At 47.4% G+C, this 16003-nt stretch carries 10 protein-coding genes and 2 rRNA genes; 10 read left to right on the top strand and 2 right to left on the bottom strand.

Features of this window, described 5'->3' with window-relative positions; genetic code table 11:
- Positions 1-4: 4 nt before the first annotated feature.
- The 10 genes from BFC18_RS22050 (at position 5) to BFC18_RS14665 (ending at position 12682) form a co-directional block, all read left to right on the top strand.
- Complete coding sequence (locus tag BFC18_RS22050) at positions 5-2926, top strand: methyl-accepting chemotaxis protein (RefSeq protein WP_070126322.1); 2922 nt, start codon at positions 5-7, stop codon at positions 2924-2926.
- Positions 2927-2941: 15 nt separating this feature from the next.
- Positions 2942-3778, top strand: coding sequence for a CheR family methyltransferase (locus BFC18_RS14705; protein WP_070126321.1), 837 nt, complete (start codon positions 2942-2944; stop codon positions 3776-3778).
- Positions 3771-4385, top strand: coding sequence for a chemoreceptor glutamine deamidase CheD (gene cheD / locus BFC18_RS14700; protein WP_070126320.1), 615 nt, complete (start codon positions 3771-3773; stop codon positions 4383-4385). Before BFC18_RS14705 ends, cheD begins: the two co-directional genes overlap by 8 nt.
- Positions 4386-4395: 10 nt before the next feature.
- The gene (locus tag BFC18_RS14695) at positions 4396-5442 is read left to right on the top strand and encodes a protein-glutamate methylesterase/protein-glutamine glutaminase (RefSeq protein ID WP_070126319.1); all 1047 of its coding nucleotides are present in this window, start codon (positions 4396-4398) and stop codon (positions 5440-5442) included.
- 297 nt (positions 5443-5739) lie between these two features.
- The gene (locus BFC18_RS14690) at positions 5740-6105 is read left to right on the top strand and encodes a response regulator (RefSeq protein WP_070126318.1); all 366 of its coding nucleotides are present in this window, start codon (positions 5740-5742) and stop codon (positions 6103-6105) included.
- Positions 6102-6686, top strand: a complete 585-nt coding sequence (locus BFC18_RS14685) for a chemotaxis protein CheC (RefSeq protein ID WP_070126317.1) — start codon at positions 6102-6104, stop codon at positions 6684-6686. Before BFC18_RS14690 ends, BFC18_RS14685 begins: the two co-directional genes overlap by 4 nt.
- Positions 6686-7951: an ATP-binding protein gene (locus tag BFC18_RS14680; RefSeq protein WP_070126316.1), complete on the top strand. Its 1266-nt coding sequence runs from the start codon at positions 6686-6688 to the stop codon at positions 7949-7951. Before BFC18_RS14685 ends, BFC18_RS14680 begins: the two co-directional genes overlap by 1 nt.
- Before the next feature lie 95 nt (positions 7952-8046).
- On the top strand, positions 8047-9939 hold the full coding sequence (locus tag BFC18_RS14675; protein WP_070126315.1) for a diguanylate cyclase: 1893 nt from the start codon (positions 8047-8049) through the stop codon (positions 9937-9939).
- 5 nt (positions 9940-9944) lie between these two features.
- Entirely contained in the window at positions 9945-12317 is a 2373-nt protein-coding gene (locus BFC18_RS14670) for a DNA polymerase II (protein WP_070126314.1), read from the top strand.
- Positions 12318-12478: 161 nt separating this feature from the next.
- Positions 12479-12682 (top strand): hypothetical protein, encoded by a 204-nt coding sequence (locus BFC18_RS14665; RefSeq protein ID WP_070126313.1) that lies wholly within the window; start codon positions 12479-12481, stop codon positions 12680-12682.
- Positions 12683-12745: 63 nt separating this feature from the next.
- Here BFC18_RS14665 and rrf read toward each other — a convergent pair.
- A 5S ribosomal RNA gene (gene rrf / locus BFC18_RS14660) occupies positions 12746-12861 on the bottom strand.
- A gap of 249 nt (positions 12862-13110) precedes the next feature.
- Positions 13111-15983: ribosomal RNA gene (locus BFC18_RS14655) — 23S ribosomal RNA — on the bottom strand.
- Positions 15984-16003: the final 20 nt, after the last annotated feature.

Below are 16003 nucleotides of genomic sequence, written 5' to 3'. Positions count from 1 at the left end.
CACTATGGGTATGTTCGATTGGATTAACACTGAAGCATCACGGGAACACCGGGTTCAGTTGCTACGTAAATCCCAAGCTGTAGATGCATCGACTTGCTGCATCATGATGGCTGATGCTGACCGCAACATTATTTATGCGAATAATGCGGTAAAAAAACTGCTTAAAGATAATGAAGCAGAGTTACAAAAAGCCCTCCCCCATTTCTCAGCGGATAACCTCATTGGCGAGAGCATTGATCAGTTTCACAAGAATCCGATGCATCAGAAGAATATTCTGGCCGAATTAAAAAAACCAATGACGTCGAGCATTCTGGTGGGGAAAGTCAATTTTAAGCTCACGCTTACACCGATGAAAGACGAAGAAGGCGAGTCCATCGGCACCATGGTGGAATGGGTAGATCAAACCGAGCTGCTGCTTAAAAGCGGTATGCTTGACGCACTACATCGCGCCCAGGCGTTGGCCGAATACACGCCAGAGGGTGAACTGATAGATGTGAACGAGAACTTCCTCAAACTCACAGGTTTCACCCGGGAAGAGGCTATTGGCAAGCACCAAAGCGCATTTGTAAAACCCGAATCCGTGCAAAATAATGACTATAGAGACTTCTGGGACAAGCTTCGCCGCGGTGAACTCGACTCTGGCGAATACCAGCGTTTCGGTAAAGACAGCAAAGAGTTCTGGATCCAGGCTTCCTACAATCCCATTTTCGATACGGCGGGCAAAGTGAGCAAGGTGGTTGAATTTGCCACTGAAATTACCAAAGAAAAGCTGAAAAATGCGGATTACTCCGGTCAGATAGAAGCTATCAGTAAGTCTCAGGCTGTTGTTGAATATGACACTACCGGCAACATTCTCTGGGCGAACGACAACTTCCTGGTGGCACTTGCATACAATCTCGACGAAGTGAAAGGCCAGAATCACAGCATGTTCCTCGAACCCGCCGAGAAAATTAGCCAGTCTTACGGTAATTTCTGGAATGAGCTTCGCGCGGGCAGCTTTAAATCAGGTGAATATAAACATGTCGCGAAGGGTGGAAACGAGATTTGGATTCAAGCCTCGTATAACCCTATTCTGGATATGAACGGCAAGGTTTTCAAAATAGTCAGTTACGCCAACGTCATCACCGAACAAAAGCTGAAAAATGCGTATTTTGAAGGGCAAATTCAGGCAATTGGTAAGTCACAGGCGGTCATTGAGTTTAATGTTGACGGCATTATTCAGTGGGCAAACGATAACTTCCTCAATACCGTTGGCTACACACTCGATGAAATCAAAGATAAACATCACCGTATGTTTGTTGATAAAGAAACCCGTGGTTCAGAAGAATACAGTGAGTTTTGGGCGTCACTCAAACGCGGCAAGTTCTTTTCTGGTGAGTTTAAGCGAATAAACAAAGCCGGTGAGGAAGTGTGGATCCAGGCGTCTTACAATCCTATCTTGGATATGGACGGCAACGTTTTCAAAATTGTGAAATACGCCTCAAACATTACAGAAGAGAAGCTGCGAACCGCGTATTTTGAAGGCCAGATTGAAGCTATCGGCAAATCCCAAGCGGTTATTGAGTTTGATATGGACGGCATGATTCTGGATGCTAACGAAAACTTCCTCAACACTGTGGGCTATACGCTGCCGGAAATTAAAGGTAAGCACCACAGCATGTTTGTTGATCAGGAGATCCGCAACAGCAACGATTACCGTTCGTTCTGGGACCAACTGAAACACGGTGTTTATCAAGCCGGCGAATTCCGTCGCATTGGCAAAAGTGGCAATGAAATCTGGATACAGGCTTCCTATAACCCCATTTTAAACCAGAATGGTAAACCGTTCCGCGTGGTGAAATACGCATCTGATATTACCGCACGTACCACCGCTGTTTACGACATCAAACAAGTGATGACGCAACTGGCGAAGGGCGACCTCACATGCGAAATCGAGCACGAATTTGAAGGTGAATTTAAGGTCCTTGGCGAGTCCATAAATCAATTCATCAAAGATATGCGCGTGACTATTTCACGAATCAATCACGCCGTAGAAATGATACGCGGCGCCTCGGGTGAAATTGCCAGCGGTAACGCCGACCTCTCCAGTCGCACCGAGCAACAAGCTTCCAGTCTGGAGGAAACCGCCTCTTCTATGGAAGAACTCACTGGCACTGTGCGCCTGAATGCGGAAAACGCGGAACAGGCCAACAGCCTTGCCTCACAGGCATCCACCATCGCGGTGAATGGTGGCAACATGATTCAGCGTGTAGTGGAAACCATGGCCAGCATTAACGACTCTGCGCAGAAAATATCTGACATCATCGGTGTGATTGACGGCATTGCCTTCCAAACCAATATTCTTGCGTTAAACGCTGCGGTAGAAGCTGCACGAGCCGGCGAACAAGGGCGCGGCTTTGCGGTTGTCGCATCGGAAGTGAGAACACTGGCGCAACGCTCTGCTGAAGCAGCCAAAGATATTAAAGAGTTGATTTCCGATTCTGTAGATAAAATTGGTAGCGGTAATTTGCTGGTTAAACAAAGCGGCGACACCATGGGCGAAGTAGTAACGTCGATCAAACGGGTCAACGACATCATGTCAGAAATTGCTGCGGCTTCTTCTGAACAGTCCAATGGTATCCAGGAGATCAGTAAAGCGGTAACCCAAATGGATGAAATGACGCAGCAGAATGCCGCCCTGGTTGAACAGGCCGCCGCTGCAGCTGAAAGCATGCGCCAGCAAGCATCGTCGCTGTCAGACCGCGTGGCAACCTTCAAACTTAGTGCAGCCGATATGGTAGTGGAAGATGACACCGTTGCGGCACTTCCATCAAAGTCTTCACGACGCTCTGGCTCAACAGTCAGCACAAGCAAATCCCCTGCAGCAAAGATCAAAGAAGTCACTGCGCCAGCACCGGATGATTCTGAGGAATGGGAAAGTTTCTAAAGGAGATCGGGCGGTATGAAAGAAGACGCCCAGAAAGAATTTGCGTTCAGCAAAGAGGACTTCGAACGGGTAAGGCGCACTCTCTATCAAAAGGCAGGGATTAACCTTACCGACACGAAAGACTCACTGGTATACAGCAGACTAGCCCGCAGGTTGCGGGCCCTGTCTCTGAATAGTTTCGATGACTACCTGACTTACCTGAAGCGCACACCGGAAGAAGATGAGAATTTTATTAATGCCCTTACTACCAATCTCACTTCGTTTTTCCGTGAGTCGCATCACTTCGAGGCACTAGCAGAATACCTGCGCTCGCATCCTGGTGAACGTACCATTTGGTGCGCTGCCAGTAGTACCGGCGAAGAACCCTATTCTATCGCGATGACGGTGGCAGAGGTGTTTGAAAGTTTTGATACACCGATATCGATCATCGCGTCAGATATAGACAGCAACGTGTTGGCGAAGGCACAAGCGGGTGTGTACAACGCCGATGCAATAAGCAAATTGTCGGCGGTGCAGTGCAGAAAATTTTTGCATCGGGGAAAGGGGCAAAACAAAGGGAAAGTCAGGGTTGTCCCTGAACTTCGAAGAATGGTTACGTTCCGTCGATTGAACCTGATGGATGTTACCTGGCCTATTCGAGCACCGATTGACGTGATTTTTTGCAGGAACGTAATGATCTATTTCGATAAACCGACACAGCATAACATCCTGAAACGCATGATCGCGCTGCAACCCGATGATGGTCTTTACTTCGCGGGGCATTCGGAGAACTTTAATAAGGCGACAGACCTGGTTATCCCTGTCGGAAAAACGATTTACAAGCCGGCAAGGAAAGGCAAAAAGTATGGCTGAAACCTATCAGGATGGTGAAGCACACACGGCCAACATGTATTACGACCCCCGATTCGTGCGTCAGGCCGTAAAAATTTTGCCCGGTGAGTATTTTTCTACGTCGAATGACACCCTGATGGTGACGGTGCTAGGTTCCTGCGTTTCGGCATGTTTGATGGACTTACATAATGGCATTGCGGGGATGAATCACTTCCTGCTACCCAGTGATAAAGGCAGTGAGGGCGAGTTCTCCGCAGGCTCCCGATACGGTGTGTACGCCATGGAACTTCTCATCAACCAGATGATGAAACAAGGCGCCGACAAACGACATCTCCAAGCCAAAGTATTTGGAGGAGGTAATGTTGTAGCGGGCATCTCAGTAACTAACGTAGGCAAAATGAATTCCGAGTTTGTTACAGGATTCTTGCGTCGGGAAAATATCCCCATCGTTGCCAGTGATCTGCTCGACAATTACGCCCGCAAAATTTATTTCTTTCCTGATTCAGGACAGGTATTGGTAAAGCGGATAAGGAAATTCAATAACTCGACGATTATGGACCGCGAAAGTGCTTACCGTATCAAATTGAAACAGGGGACTGACCACACTGACTTTGAAGCTTTCGATTAGGTGAGCCAAGATGATAAAAGTATTAGTAGTAGATGACTCAGCATTGATCCGTAATCTGCTGGGAGAAATAATCAAAAACGAAAATGACATGCAACTCGTTGGCGCTGCCCCCGATGCTTACGTGGCCAAGAAAATGGTCAAGGATTTCTCGCCAGATGTCATTACCCTCGATATTGAAATGCCCAAAGTGGATGGACTACGTTTCCTCGACGTTTTGATGAAGGCGCGCCCTACTCCTGTCGTCATGATCTCCACACTGACAGAAGCTGGGGCAGATGCCACCATTCGCTCACTGGAATTAGGCGCCGTAGACTTTGTTCCTAAACCGAAGTTAGGTGTTGTTCAGGGCATTGAAGACTACCGTGAATTAATCCTTTCGAAAATCCGCATGGCGGCGCGTTCGAAAGTGCGCCAGCAGAAACCAGCTCAAGCTGCTAAATGCACAACGAAACTGAGCTATTCCAGTACCGAAAAGATTATTGCGATAGGAGCTTCTACGGGCGGAACCGAAGCAATCAAAGCTGTTATAAGCGCCCTTCCAGCGAACAGCCCCGCGGTGGTTATAACGCAACATATGCCCCCTGGTTTTACTAAAACCTACGCTCAGCGACTAGACGCATGCAGTCAGCTTAAAGTGGTTGAAGCGAAAGGTGATGAGCGTTTGCTTCCAGGACATGGCTACCTGGCACCTGGAGACAAACATATGGAAATAATAAGAAGTGGTGCCGACTATCGAATCCGGCTTAGCGATGGCCCGCGGGTGAGCGGGCACAAACCGTCGGTCGATGTGATGTTTACGTCACTGGTGGAAGCGGCTGGCAGCAACGTGGTGGCAAGTTTATTAACCGGCATGGGAAAAGATGGTGCAGATGGCTTACTGGCCTTGAAACAAAAAGGCGCGTTCACCATTTGTCAGAATGAAGAAACTTGTGTGGTGTATGGCATGCCAAAAGTCGCAGTGGGCCTCGGCGCAGCAGAAAAAGTACTGCCACTGGAAGCCATTGCGCAAGCGTTCATAAACCAACTAGAAAAAATGCAGGCCGGCAGTCGCTTGTAAAGCGCAGAAATATTCAGATAAGCAAGTTAAAAACGTATAGTCGCCCATATCCCATTATGGTCGGCTATGCGCAGATATTGAAATCTATCTGTATATTAACTAATAACGTGTTTTTTAACGCAAAGTAGAACACTGAGTATGCGCCTAAAGAATAAGGCGCAAATGTCACTAAAGACCTATACTAAATTTAATTATTCAAACGAAACACAGGTTGTGAAATTTTCTTAGCTCCTGAACTTGCAGGATTGAAAATATCGCAAATACTCAAGATAGGTTCGAAATTGTCCGGAGGTAAACATGGCAGTTCCGCTACTCGTAGCCGACGATTCTCGTCTTTCAAGACGAAGTGTGATTAAAGCGCTTCCACCTGAGCTGGAGTTTTCGGTCACAGAGGCTGCCAATGGCAGAGAAGCAATTGAGCTTCTGGAAAATACGTCATTTAAACTTTTGTTACTTGATTTAACCATGCCTGAGGTGGACGGCGTCGGCGTGCTTGAATACCTGTCGGGAAAATCTGACCGCCCGGACGTCATCGTTATTAGCGCCGACTTTCAACCAGAAAAGCAGCGCATAGTCATGGAGCTAGGCGCAAAGAAATTTATCAGAAAGCCGCTTGATAATGAAGAATTGGCGATGACGTTGTTTGAGCTGGGGTACCTATGAGCAGCACAATTTCTCTCAATGAAGATCAGCGCGATGCCCTGCAGGAATTGATGAACATTTCTATGGGCCAGGCCGCAAACTCTCTCGCCCACTTAATAGAAACCAAAATCGGTATCTCAATCCCGAAAATTTCTGCGGTGACACCGTCTGAATTATTCTCGCTCATCAACCGTAGCGAAAATGCCTACTACACCCGTCAATCCTTTCTTGGTGACATTCAGGGTGAAGTGATGGCGGTAGTTTCAGAAAGCGGCCTTACCGAGGTTGCCAGCTTACTGGAATATGAGGCTCCTCTCAGCAAGAGTGATGTTGAAGAAACCATTTTAGAACTGTCGAATATTCTTGCGGGTGCTTGTCTTGCAGGTCTTTCCAACCAGCTGGAACTGGCGACAAACTTAAATATGCCTACACTGTTTTCGCCGAACAAGGCTTCTTTTGTGGAGCTAAACTGGCAACATAGTCTGGTGATGGAGGTACAGTTTGATATTGAGCTGTCGTCCTTTTCGATGCGCGTGGTGTTCTGCCTCGATCGGACGTCGTTGATAAAACTCACTGATACGATAGATGAATTACTCGGTTAATGTTTCAACAGCTTGTAGGTAAACTTCCCGTTGGTATTTGTATCGTTGACGAGAACTACAACATCGTGTTCCTCAATGATTTCTTTGTTGATCGCATGGAAAGCGATCATCGGTCCGACTATACAGATAAACCGATCTCCGAACTTTTTCCCGAACAGGCTAAATTTCTGCGCCGTAGGATAAAGTCGGTATTTGTACTTCAGCACCCCAGTTTCAGCTATTGGGAACAACGCCCGCATATTTTTCCATTTAAAAGCAGCCGCCCCATCACCGGGGAAGAAACGCAGATGTATCAGAACATGGAAATTGTGCCGATAACGTCACCCGAACATGGAAAACTCGCCTGTATTTTTCTTCAGGATGTCACCGCGCAGGCCAGCTATTTCATCGCTCAACAAGAACTGTCTCTTGCATTGAAACGGGAGCATGAAGAGCAACTTAAACTGATCAAAAAGCTCGATTCCGCCCAAAGCCAATTAATTCAGGCCGAAAAAATGGCATCTACAGGGCAACTTGCCGCCGGTATTGCCCATGAAATTAACAATCCCATCGGTTTCGTTACCGCTAACCTCAATACATTGAAAGACTACGCCGGGAGCCTGATCAGTATTTGTGAAAACGTAGCTGATAAAGCTGCGCAGACCGACGAAAAGTGTCAGATTTTTATAAATGACTTGCTGGAATCCAACCATTTCGAACTGCTGAAAGAAGACATGACTCCCCTACTCGATGAGTCCAGAGAAGGACTGGAGCGTGTTCGGGATATCGTTGAAAACCTCAAACGCTTTGCCATTGAGGAGTCATCAGGGTGGCAATTGTTGGATCTGAGCGAAACCATGTCGCAAATGATTGAGCTCGTCAGTGTGCAGTACAAAATTCCCACCTACAAACTCAGCTGCCAGCCTGAATGCGTTAAGATCTTTTGTGAGCCAGGCGGACTTAAACAAGCGCTGATGAACATGCTGATTAATGCTGCGCAATCTATCGATAAAAAAGGTATCGTGAAAGTAAATGTCATCGGTAATGAACAAAGTGTTCAAATTAAAATTATCGACAGCGGTAGCGGTATCCAAGAGCATATTATCAAGAAAGTTTTCGACCCTTTCTTCACCACCAAACCAGAAGGATTAGGACAAGGCCTCGGTTTATCCGTTGCTTATACTGCCATAGAAAAGCATCAGGGGACTATTTCCGTGAGCAGCAAACCGGGGGTCGGCTCGGTGTTCGAGGTAAATTTACCTGTTATTGATCCTGAAGAAGAATAAATCGTTTAAAATCCATTGCCTGTCGCGCTAAATATTTCTTGATATATTCATATCGGGCTATGATAGCTTGTCTTTATTCATCGACTGGAGTTTCGATGTTGTATTCCAGATTTGTGTCCCTGTTTTTTTGTAGCTGCATTATTCTCATTGCAACCTTTGCGCCTTCCGCGCCTGCATTTGCCACTGCCTGGAATGCAGAAACAGAGGAGATGCTGGCACAAATCCGAAACAACCCTGTGGAAGTGCTTGAAAGCCTCGATTCCAACGCAACAGAACGCCAAACTCCCGAAGCCCTGGCGACGCGATATTATTTGATCAGCCAGGCCAACGGTGCGCTGGCACTGCATGAACAGGCACTATCAGCTGCTGAAACTGGCCTCAGCCTGCAGCTTGATACCGAATCATCCCTCTATCATTATTTGCGATTAGCGCAAGCCAAGGCATTGAATGGCTTAGGACGTTCACAAGCCGCTGTAAATCAGGCCAGAGCATCACTGCAATGGGCGCGCAAGAATAACGATCAGCGTCTTCTCAATTACGCTATTAGCGTGAATGGCTATTTGAGTATTACGCTGACGCAGTACAGTGAAGCTCAGGCATTTTTTCAGGAAGGTTACCAACGTCTCGAAACACACCTTGGTATGTTCAGTCGTGCTGACTTTGCCAGTATGCTTGCACTGGTTTACTTATATATCGAAGAGCCTGAACAGGCCGAAAAATTCTATCGAGAGGCCGAAACTTGGTACCGTGAACACGATGTAAAGCTGGAACTCGCCAACACACTGTTCGGCTTAGGTAAAACAACACTCGCTACCGGCAGCAGTGAAAAAGGCATTGCATTGTTAGAAGAATCTGCCCGCATAGCCCTTTCCATACGTGATTTGCAAGGTGCTGCTTTCAGTTACGAAGCCGTCGCATCTGAGCTTATCGATTTAGGCAGGCCTGATGAGGCCATGTCTTACCTTGATGAAGCACTCGTGTTATTCACTCAGGGGGCAAACCCCTTTATGCAAATTAAGGTGCTGATTGAAGAGGCACATATCGCCCTGCAAAGAGCGCAGCCTGAAATTGCGCAACAATTTCTCGACAGAGCATCATCATTAGCCGTAGGAGACTCATTTCTACCGCAACGCATTGCCATTGCAGATAGCCGGGCCCGTGCCTATGCGTCGCAGGGTAATCATCAATCAGCCTATGCGGTTTTACTGCAAAACCGTCAAAACCGGGCAACGCTGCAAAAAGAGATAAACTCACGTCGCATTCTAGAGCTACAGGCTCAGTTTGATTTAGAACAGCAGCGAGCAAAAAACGCGTTATTAGAAGAGCAAAACCTCAGACAACAAAATCAGTTAATTAACGAAAACCGAATCCAACAATTTACCATTGCGGTTATCGCTCTGTTGTTTGTGGTTTGTATTCTGCTTACCTGGCTTTATTTTAACAGTAAGCGGCAAAAACATCGTTTAGAGCAGTTAGCAAACTTCGATGGTCTTACCGGGCTCATGACTCGCAGAAAAACCATGGAAGACGCTGAGCAACAATATCAACTCGCCCACCGTCATGGTAATCATCTTACTGCAGCAGTAATCGACCTGGATTTTTTCAAGCAAATAAACGATAAGTTTGGCCATCAAGTTGGTGACGATGTACTTAGAGAATTTGGCGATTGCGCGCAGAAGCATTTTCGTAAAACCGACGTGTTAGGCCGAATTGGTGGCGAGGAATTTCTATTCCTATTTCCTCATACTGATACCGAAGCATCGATTGATATGCTCAAGCGCTTTGCTGATAAAATTAGAAAACTGCCATCGCGCCTGGAAATACCCTCATTATCTGTAACGCTATCAGTGGGCATTGTCGATGCTCAGCACTATCGAAGTCTTACTCAGGTGATCGCCGAAGCCGATGAAGCCCTTTACGAAGCGAAACGCACCGGCCGAGATAAAATCGTGGCAGGCAAAAAGGCCAATACCGAAACCTCATCCTGAACGACATGTCACTACACACAACGCGAACAGAAACAGGATACGGTTTCGTATTAACCCGACGTACTGTACGGCAAGGTAATGTAGAACGTATTGAATTGTGGGTTGCCACTGAAACGGGCCCACTACGGTTGTTGTCAGAACCACAGAGCAACGTTTGCTTTGTGTGTAACGACCATGTTGACCAGATAAAACAAATCGCTTTAAAGCAAAACCTTAACGTTACCTATGAAACCGTGTCAGTTAAAACACTGGAACAAAAACCCGTTACGTTAATTCGCAGCAACCTCGATCTCACCCAAAGTAAACTTCGCCGCGCAGCAGAAGCTCAGTTTATTCCACTTTACGAAGGTGACATCAAATCTGTTGATCGCTTTTTAATGGAGCGTTTTGCCTACGGTAGCATCAGCTTTCAGGGTACACGCCATGGGAGTACCATCGAAGATGCAAAAGTAAAAGGCGCGCCCTTTCGCACGACTTTGAATGTTATCTCCTTCGATATTGAGTGCGATGAGCATCAATATTTGTATTCTATTGCAATCGCCTCTGAAAAATTAAACTGCGTTTTTCTCAACACTGCAGAAACCGCCTCAGTTAAAAAAATCGACCAACGATTTGACGTAATTAACTTAGCGGACGAAAAATCAGTGTTGGAGGCATTTTCCAATGCAATTCAAGACATCGACCCCGATGTAATTCTTGGTTGGAACGTAAAACAGTTTGATTTGGCCGTGTTGAACAGTATAGCGAAAAGACTGGGGGTCTCACTTCGTTTAGGCCGGGGAAATGAACCTCTGAGTATCAGAGAGTGGGATAACGGTGCCCAGGTGATCGCTGAGATCCCCGGACGCAGTATTATTGATGGCATTGAAGCGCTTAAAACCATGACTTATCAATTTGAACGTTTCACCCTTGATCACGTAGCCCATGCACTGCTTGGAGAAGGTAAGCTTATCGAGAGTGACGATAGACTAGAAGAAATTAAGTCTCTCTATCGTGATGAGCCTGAGCAATTGGTGGCATACAATTATCAGGATTGCGTACTGGTTAATCGCATTGCGCAACAAACCGGGTTTATCGACTTCCTAATGCTACGCAGCACGCTGACTGGTCTCGATATGAGCCGACCAGGTGGCTCAGTTGCCGCGTTCATTAATGTGTATTTGCCAAAGTTGCACCGCGCTGGTTACGTGTGCGGGGTACGGCCAGAAAACGGCGGATTGGCCAGCCCGGGTGGATACGTAATGTCATCGAAGCCGGGACTGTATGACAATGTACTGGTACTTGACTTTAAAAGCTTGTACCCCTCAATAATTCGCACTTTTCTTATCGACCCCTTAGGGCTCGCCGAAGGCTTGTTACACCCGCAAAATGCCATAGAAGGCTTTCGAGGCGCTCGCTTCTCCAGACAGCAGAACTTCTTGCCAGACATTATTGCTAACCTATGGCGACAACGTGATGAAGCTAAACGCCAAAAGGATGCAGCCCGTTCCCAAGCCATAAAAATTTTAATGAATTCCTTTTATGGTGTACTGGGGAGTGGCGGATGTCCTTTTTACGATCCGCGTTTAGCCAGCTCCATAACATTACGTGGGCATGAGATCATGCAAACCACAGCAAAATGGATTGAAGGCGAAGGCTACGAGGTGATTTACGGTGATACCGATTCTACCTTCGTATTTATCGGCGATAACCACAACAGCGACGCAGCTCGAACAATAGGCTTACATCTTCAGACACTTATCAACACAAAATGGCAGCAACGTTTAGATGCGGAGTTTAATCTGCCCTGTCATCTGGAAATTGAGTTTGAGACGCACTTTAGACGCTTCTTTATGCCCACTATCCGTGGTTCAGAAGAAGGCAGTAAGAAACGCTATGCTGGGCTCATTGATAGAGATGGCGAGGAGACGGTTGTATTTAAAGGGTTAGAAAATGTTCGCTCAGACTGGACGGCATTAGCCCGAAAATTTCAGGAAGATCTCTACACCCGCATATTCGCTAATGAGCCTGTAAAAACCTACATTCGGGATCTGCTTGCTGCAATTAGAGCGGGACAAAAAGATGAGCAACTGGTGTATGCAAGACGCCTCAGAAAGCCCCTATCGAGCTACACACGAAGTCAGCCGCCGCATGTAAAAGCAGCCAGGCAGGCCGATGAAATTAACACAGCTACAGGAAAGAAACTACGTTATCAACATCGGACAACCGTTCGCTACATGATGACATTAGGTGGCCCACAAACCGTGGAGTCAGTGAACCAGCCGTTGGACTACGAGCACTATGTGGAAAAACAAATTCGCCCAATAGCCGACAGCATCCTTCCCGCCGTAGGACTGCGCTTCGAAGATATCGATAACCAGCAACTCGGTCTTTTCTGATCCTCCCTGTATGCGCAACGCAACATTCCGTATTTAACCGAGACTTTCAGCAGTTCAGCCGCAGAATAATTTCAACCACACCGACTTTCGGTTATAACGTCTCTTACAAACACTAGCGTATGTATGTAACTATTTAGTATTAGATCTGTTCAGGAGGATACGTGGACAACAAGAAAGCACTAGCGAAAGCCGGAGAATTGGGCATCTTTAAACATATTGCCTTACTTGTATTTTCATTCGTCGCTAGCTTCATATTCAATAGCATGGGGTTTATCACAGCCACGCAAATTCCCTTGTGCATGCTAATCGCTTTCATTTCTGTAGAGTGGATTTATTTTCAACATAAAAATGAGCAAATAAACTAACTTTTTAGGATAAAGGAAACGAAAAAAGCCCGCTCAAATGAGCGGGCTTCTTTTGAATTGGGAGCCTGACGGTGTGCTACTCTCACATGGGGAAACCCCACACTACCATCGCCGCTAACGCGTTTCACTTCTGAGTTCGGAATGGGATCAGGTGGGACCACGTCGCTATTGCCGTCAGGCATTAAACTTGGTTGTTACCGACATCGTCAGTAACTTAACAATTCTGGAAAGCGTGATACGTTTATCAATCAGAGTAACGCTACTCTAACTTAAGTAATTAGTCAGTCATTAACTTCAACACTCTAATGCTTAATCAATCTACCCCTTTAGCGAGTAGAAAAATGTTCAGGAAGGTTCCCTTCCGTTTAAGACATTTTTCACGACTCTCGCGAAGCGAGGTAAAAAGTCTAAAGCTACTTAGGCGTTGTATGGTTAAGCCTCACGGGCAATTAGTACAGGTTAGCTTAATGCCTTGCAACACTTCCACATCCTGCCTATCAACGTTGTCGTCTTCAACAACCCTTCAGAGAACTTAAAGTTCAGGGATGACTCATCTTGGGGCTCGCTTCCCGCTTAGATGCTTTCAGCGGTTATCGATTCCGAACGTAGCTACCGGGCAATGCCTTTGGCAAAACAACCCGAACACCAGCGGTTCGTCCACTCCGGTCCTCTCGTACTAGGAGCAGCTCCCCTCAATCATCCAACGCCCACACCAGATAGGGACCGAACTGTCTCACGACGTTCTAAACCCAGCTCGCGTACCACTTTAAATGGCGAACAGCCATACCCTTGGGACCGACTTCAGCCCCAGGATGTGATGAGCCGACATCGAGGTGCCAAACACCGCCGTCGATATGAACTCTTGGGCGGTATCAGCCTGTTATCCCCGGAGTACCTTTTATCCGTTGAGCGATGGCCCTTCCATACAGAACCACCGGATCACTATGACCTACTTTCGTACCTGCTCGACGTGTCTGTCTCGCAGTTAAGCTAGCTTATGCCATTGCACTAACCTCACGATGTCCGACCGTGATTAGCTAACCTTCGTGCTCCTCCGTTACTATTTGGGAGGAGACCGCCCCAGTCAAACTACCCACCAGACACTGTCCGCAATCCCGATTAGGGACCAACGTTAGAACATCAAACATACCAGGGTGGTATTTCAAGGACGGCTCCATATGAACTGGCGTCCATATTTCAAAGCCTCCCACCTATCCTACACAAGTAGGTTCAATGTTCAGTGCCAAGCTGTAGTAAAGGTTCACGGGGTCTTTCCGTCTAGGTGCGGGTACACAGCATCTTCACTGCGATTTCAATTTCACTGAGTCTCGGGTGGAGACAGCGTGGCCATGGTTACACCATTCGTGCAGGTCGGAACTTACCCGACAAGGAATTTCGCTACCTTAGGACCGTTATAGTTACGGCCGCCGTTTACCGGGGCTTCGATCAAGAGCTTCGCTTACGCTAACCCCATCAATTAACCTTCCGGCACCGGGCAGGTGTCACACCCTATACGTCATCTTTCGATTTAGCAGAGTGCTGTGTTTTTAATAAACAGTCCCAGCCACCTGGTCACTGCGGCCCCCGTGTGCTCAAAGAGCAAGTCTTATCACACGCAGGGGCGTACCTTCTCCCGAAGTTACGGTACAATTTTGCCGAGTTCCTTCACCCGAGTTCTCTCAAGCGCCTTAGTATTCTCTACCTGACCACCTGTGTCGGTTTGGGGTACGGTTCACATAATCATAAGTTTAGAAGCTTTTCCTGGAAGCAGGGCATCAACAACTTCACCACCGTGGTGGCTCGTCTCGTGTCTCGGCCTTAAGTACCCGGATTTACCTAAGCACTCAGCCTACTCACTTTCACTTGGACAACCAACGCCAAGCTTGTCTAGCCTTCTCCGTCCCTCCATCACTGATTATATAAGTACGGGAATATTAACCCGTTTCCCATCGACTACGCATTTCTGCCTCGCCTTAGGGGCCGACTTACCCTGCCCTGATTAGCATGGGACAGGAAACCTTGGTCTTCCGGCGTGCGGGTTTTTCACCCGCATTATCGTTACTCATGTCAGCATTCGCACTTCTGATACCTCCAGCAAACCTCACAGTTCACCTTCAGCGGCTTACAGAACGCTCCCCTACCCAATACGATAAATCGCATTGCCGCAGCTTCGGTATATTGCTTAGCCCCGTTACATCTTCCGCGCAGGCCGACTCGACTAGTGAGCTATTACGCTTTCTTTAAAGGGTGGCTGCTTCTAAGCCAACCTCCTAGCTGTCTTAGCCTTCCCACATCGTTTCCCACTTAGCAATATTTTGGGACCTTAGCTGGCGGTCTGGGTTGTTTCCCTCTTCACGACGGACGTTAGCACCCGCCGTGTGTCTCCCGGATAGTTCTCTTTGGTATTCGGAGTTTGCAAAGGGTTGGTAAGTCGGGATGACCCCCTAGCCTTAACAGTGCTCTACCCCCAAAGGAATTCGTCCGAGGCTCTACCTAAATAGATTTCGGGGAGAACCAGCTATCTCCCGGTTTGATTGGCCTTTCACCCCCAGCCACAAGTCATCCCCGCCTTTTTCAACAGGCGTGGGTTCGGTCCTCCAGTTGATGTTACTCAACCTTCAACCTGCCCATGGCTAGATCACCGGGTTTCGGGTCTATACCTAGCAACTCAACGCGCAGTTAACACTCGCTTTCGCTACGGCTCCGCTATTCGCTTAACCTTGCTACTAAATATAAGTCGCTGACCCATTATACAAAAGGTACGCAGTCACCCCGAAGGGCTCCCACTGCTTGTACGTATACGGTTTCAGGTTCTATTTCACTCCCCTCACAGGGGTTCTTTTCGCCTTTCCCTCACGGTACTGGTTCACTATCGGTCAGTAAGGAGTATTTAGCCTTGGAGGATGGTCCCCCCATCTTCAGTCAAGATAACACGTGTCCCGACCTACTTAATATGTACCTGTTGCAACTTCGTGTACGGGACTATCACCCTGTACCGTTAAACTTTCCAGAATATTCCACTATCACAACAGATATCGGCTAGTCCCCTTTCGCTCGCCGCTACTCAGGGAATCTCGGTTGATTTCTTTTCCTCCGGGTACTTAGATGTTTCAGTTCCCCGGGTTTGCCTCGTTAACCTATGTATTCAGTTAACGATACCCGCAAGCGGGTGGGTTTCCCCATTCGGACATCGATGGCTCAAATGCGTTTTGTCAACTCGCCACCGCTTTTCGCAGACTTACACGTCCTTCATCGCCTCTTACTGCCAAGGCATCCACCGTATACGCTTAGTCACTTAACCATACAACCCTAAATAGCTTC

Origin of the sequence: Alteromonas confluentis (assembly GCF_001757105.1) — a bacterium.
In the GTDB taxonomy this organism is placed as follows: Bacteria; Pseudomonadota; Gammaproteobacteria; order Enterobacterales; family Alteromonadaceae; genus Alteromonas; species Alteromonas confluentis.
This window is presented reverse-complemented; position numbering and strand designations above follow the sequence as displayed.

Bases quoted from the DNA above. Each gene is read 5' to 3' on its own strand.
- BFC18_RS22050 (WP_070126322.1), top strand. From the start codon at position 5: ATGGGTATGTTCGATTGGATTAACACTGAAGCATCACGGGAACACCGG.
- cheD (WP_070126320.1), top strand. From the start codon at position 3,771: ATGGCTGAAACCTATCAGGATGGTGAAGCACACACGGCCAACATGTAT.
- BFC18_RS14685 (WP_070126317.1), top strand. From the start codon at position 6,102: ATGAGCAGCACAATTTCTCTCAATGAAGATCAGCGCGATGCCCTGCAG.
- BFC18_RS14695 (WP_070126319.1), top strand. From the start codon at position 4,396: ATGATAAAAGTATTAGTAGTAGATGACTCAGCATTGATCCGTAATCTG.
- BFC18_RS14705 (WP_070126321.1), top strand. From the start codon at position 2,942: ATGAAAGAAGACGCCCAGAAAGAATTTGCGTTCAGCAAAGAGGACTTC.
- BFC18_RS14690 (WP_070126318.1), top strand. From the start codon at position 5,740: ATGGCAGTTCCGCTACTCGTAGCCGACGATTCTCGTCTTTCAAGACGA.
- BFC18_RS14670 (WP_070126314.1), top strand. From the start codon at position 9,945: ATGTCACTACACACAACGCGAACAGAAACAGGATACGGTTTCGTATTA.
- BFC18_RS14680 (WP_070126316.1), top strand. From the start codon at position 6,686: ATGTTTCAACAGCTTGTAGGTAAACTTCCCGTTGGTATTTGTATCGTT.
- BFC18_RS14675 (WP_070126315.1), top strand. From the start codon at position 8,047: ATGTTGTATTCCAGATTTGTGTCCCTGTTTTTTTGTAGCTGCATTATT.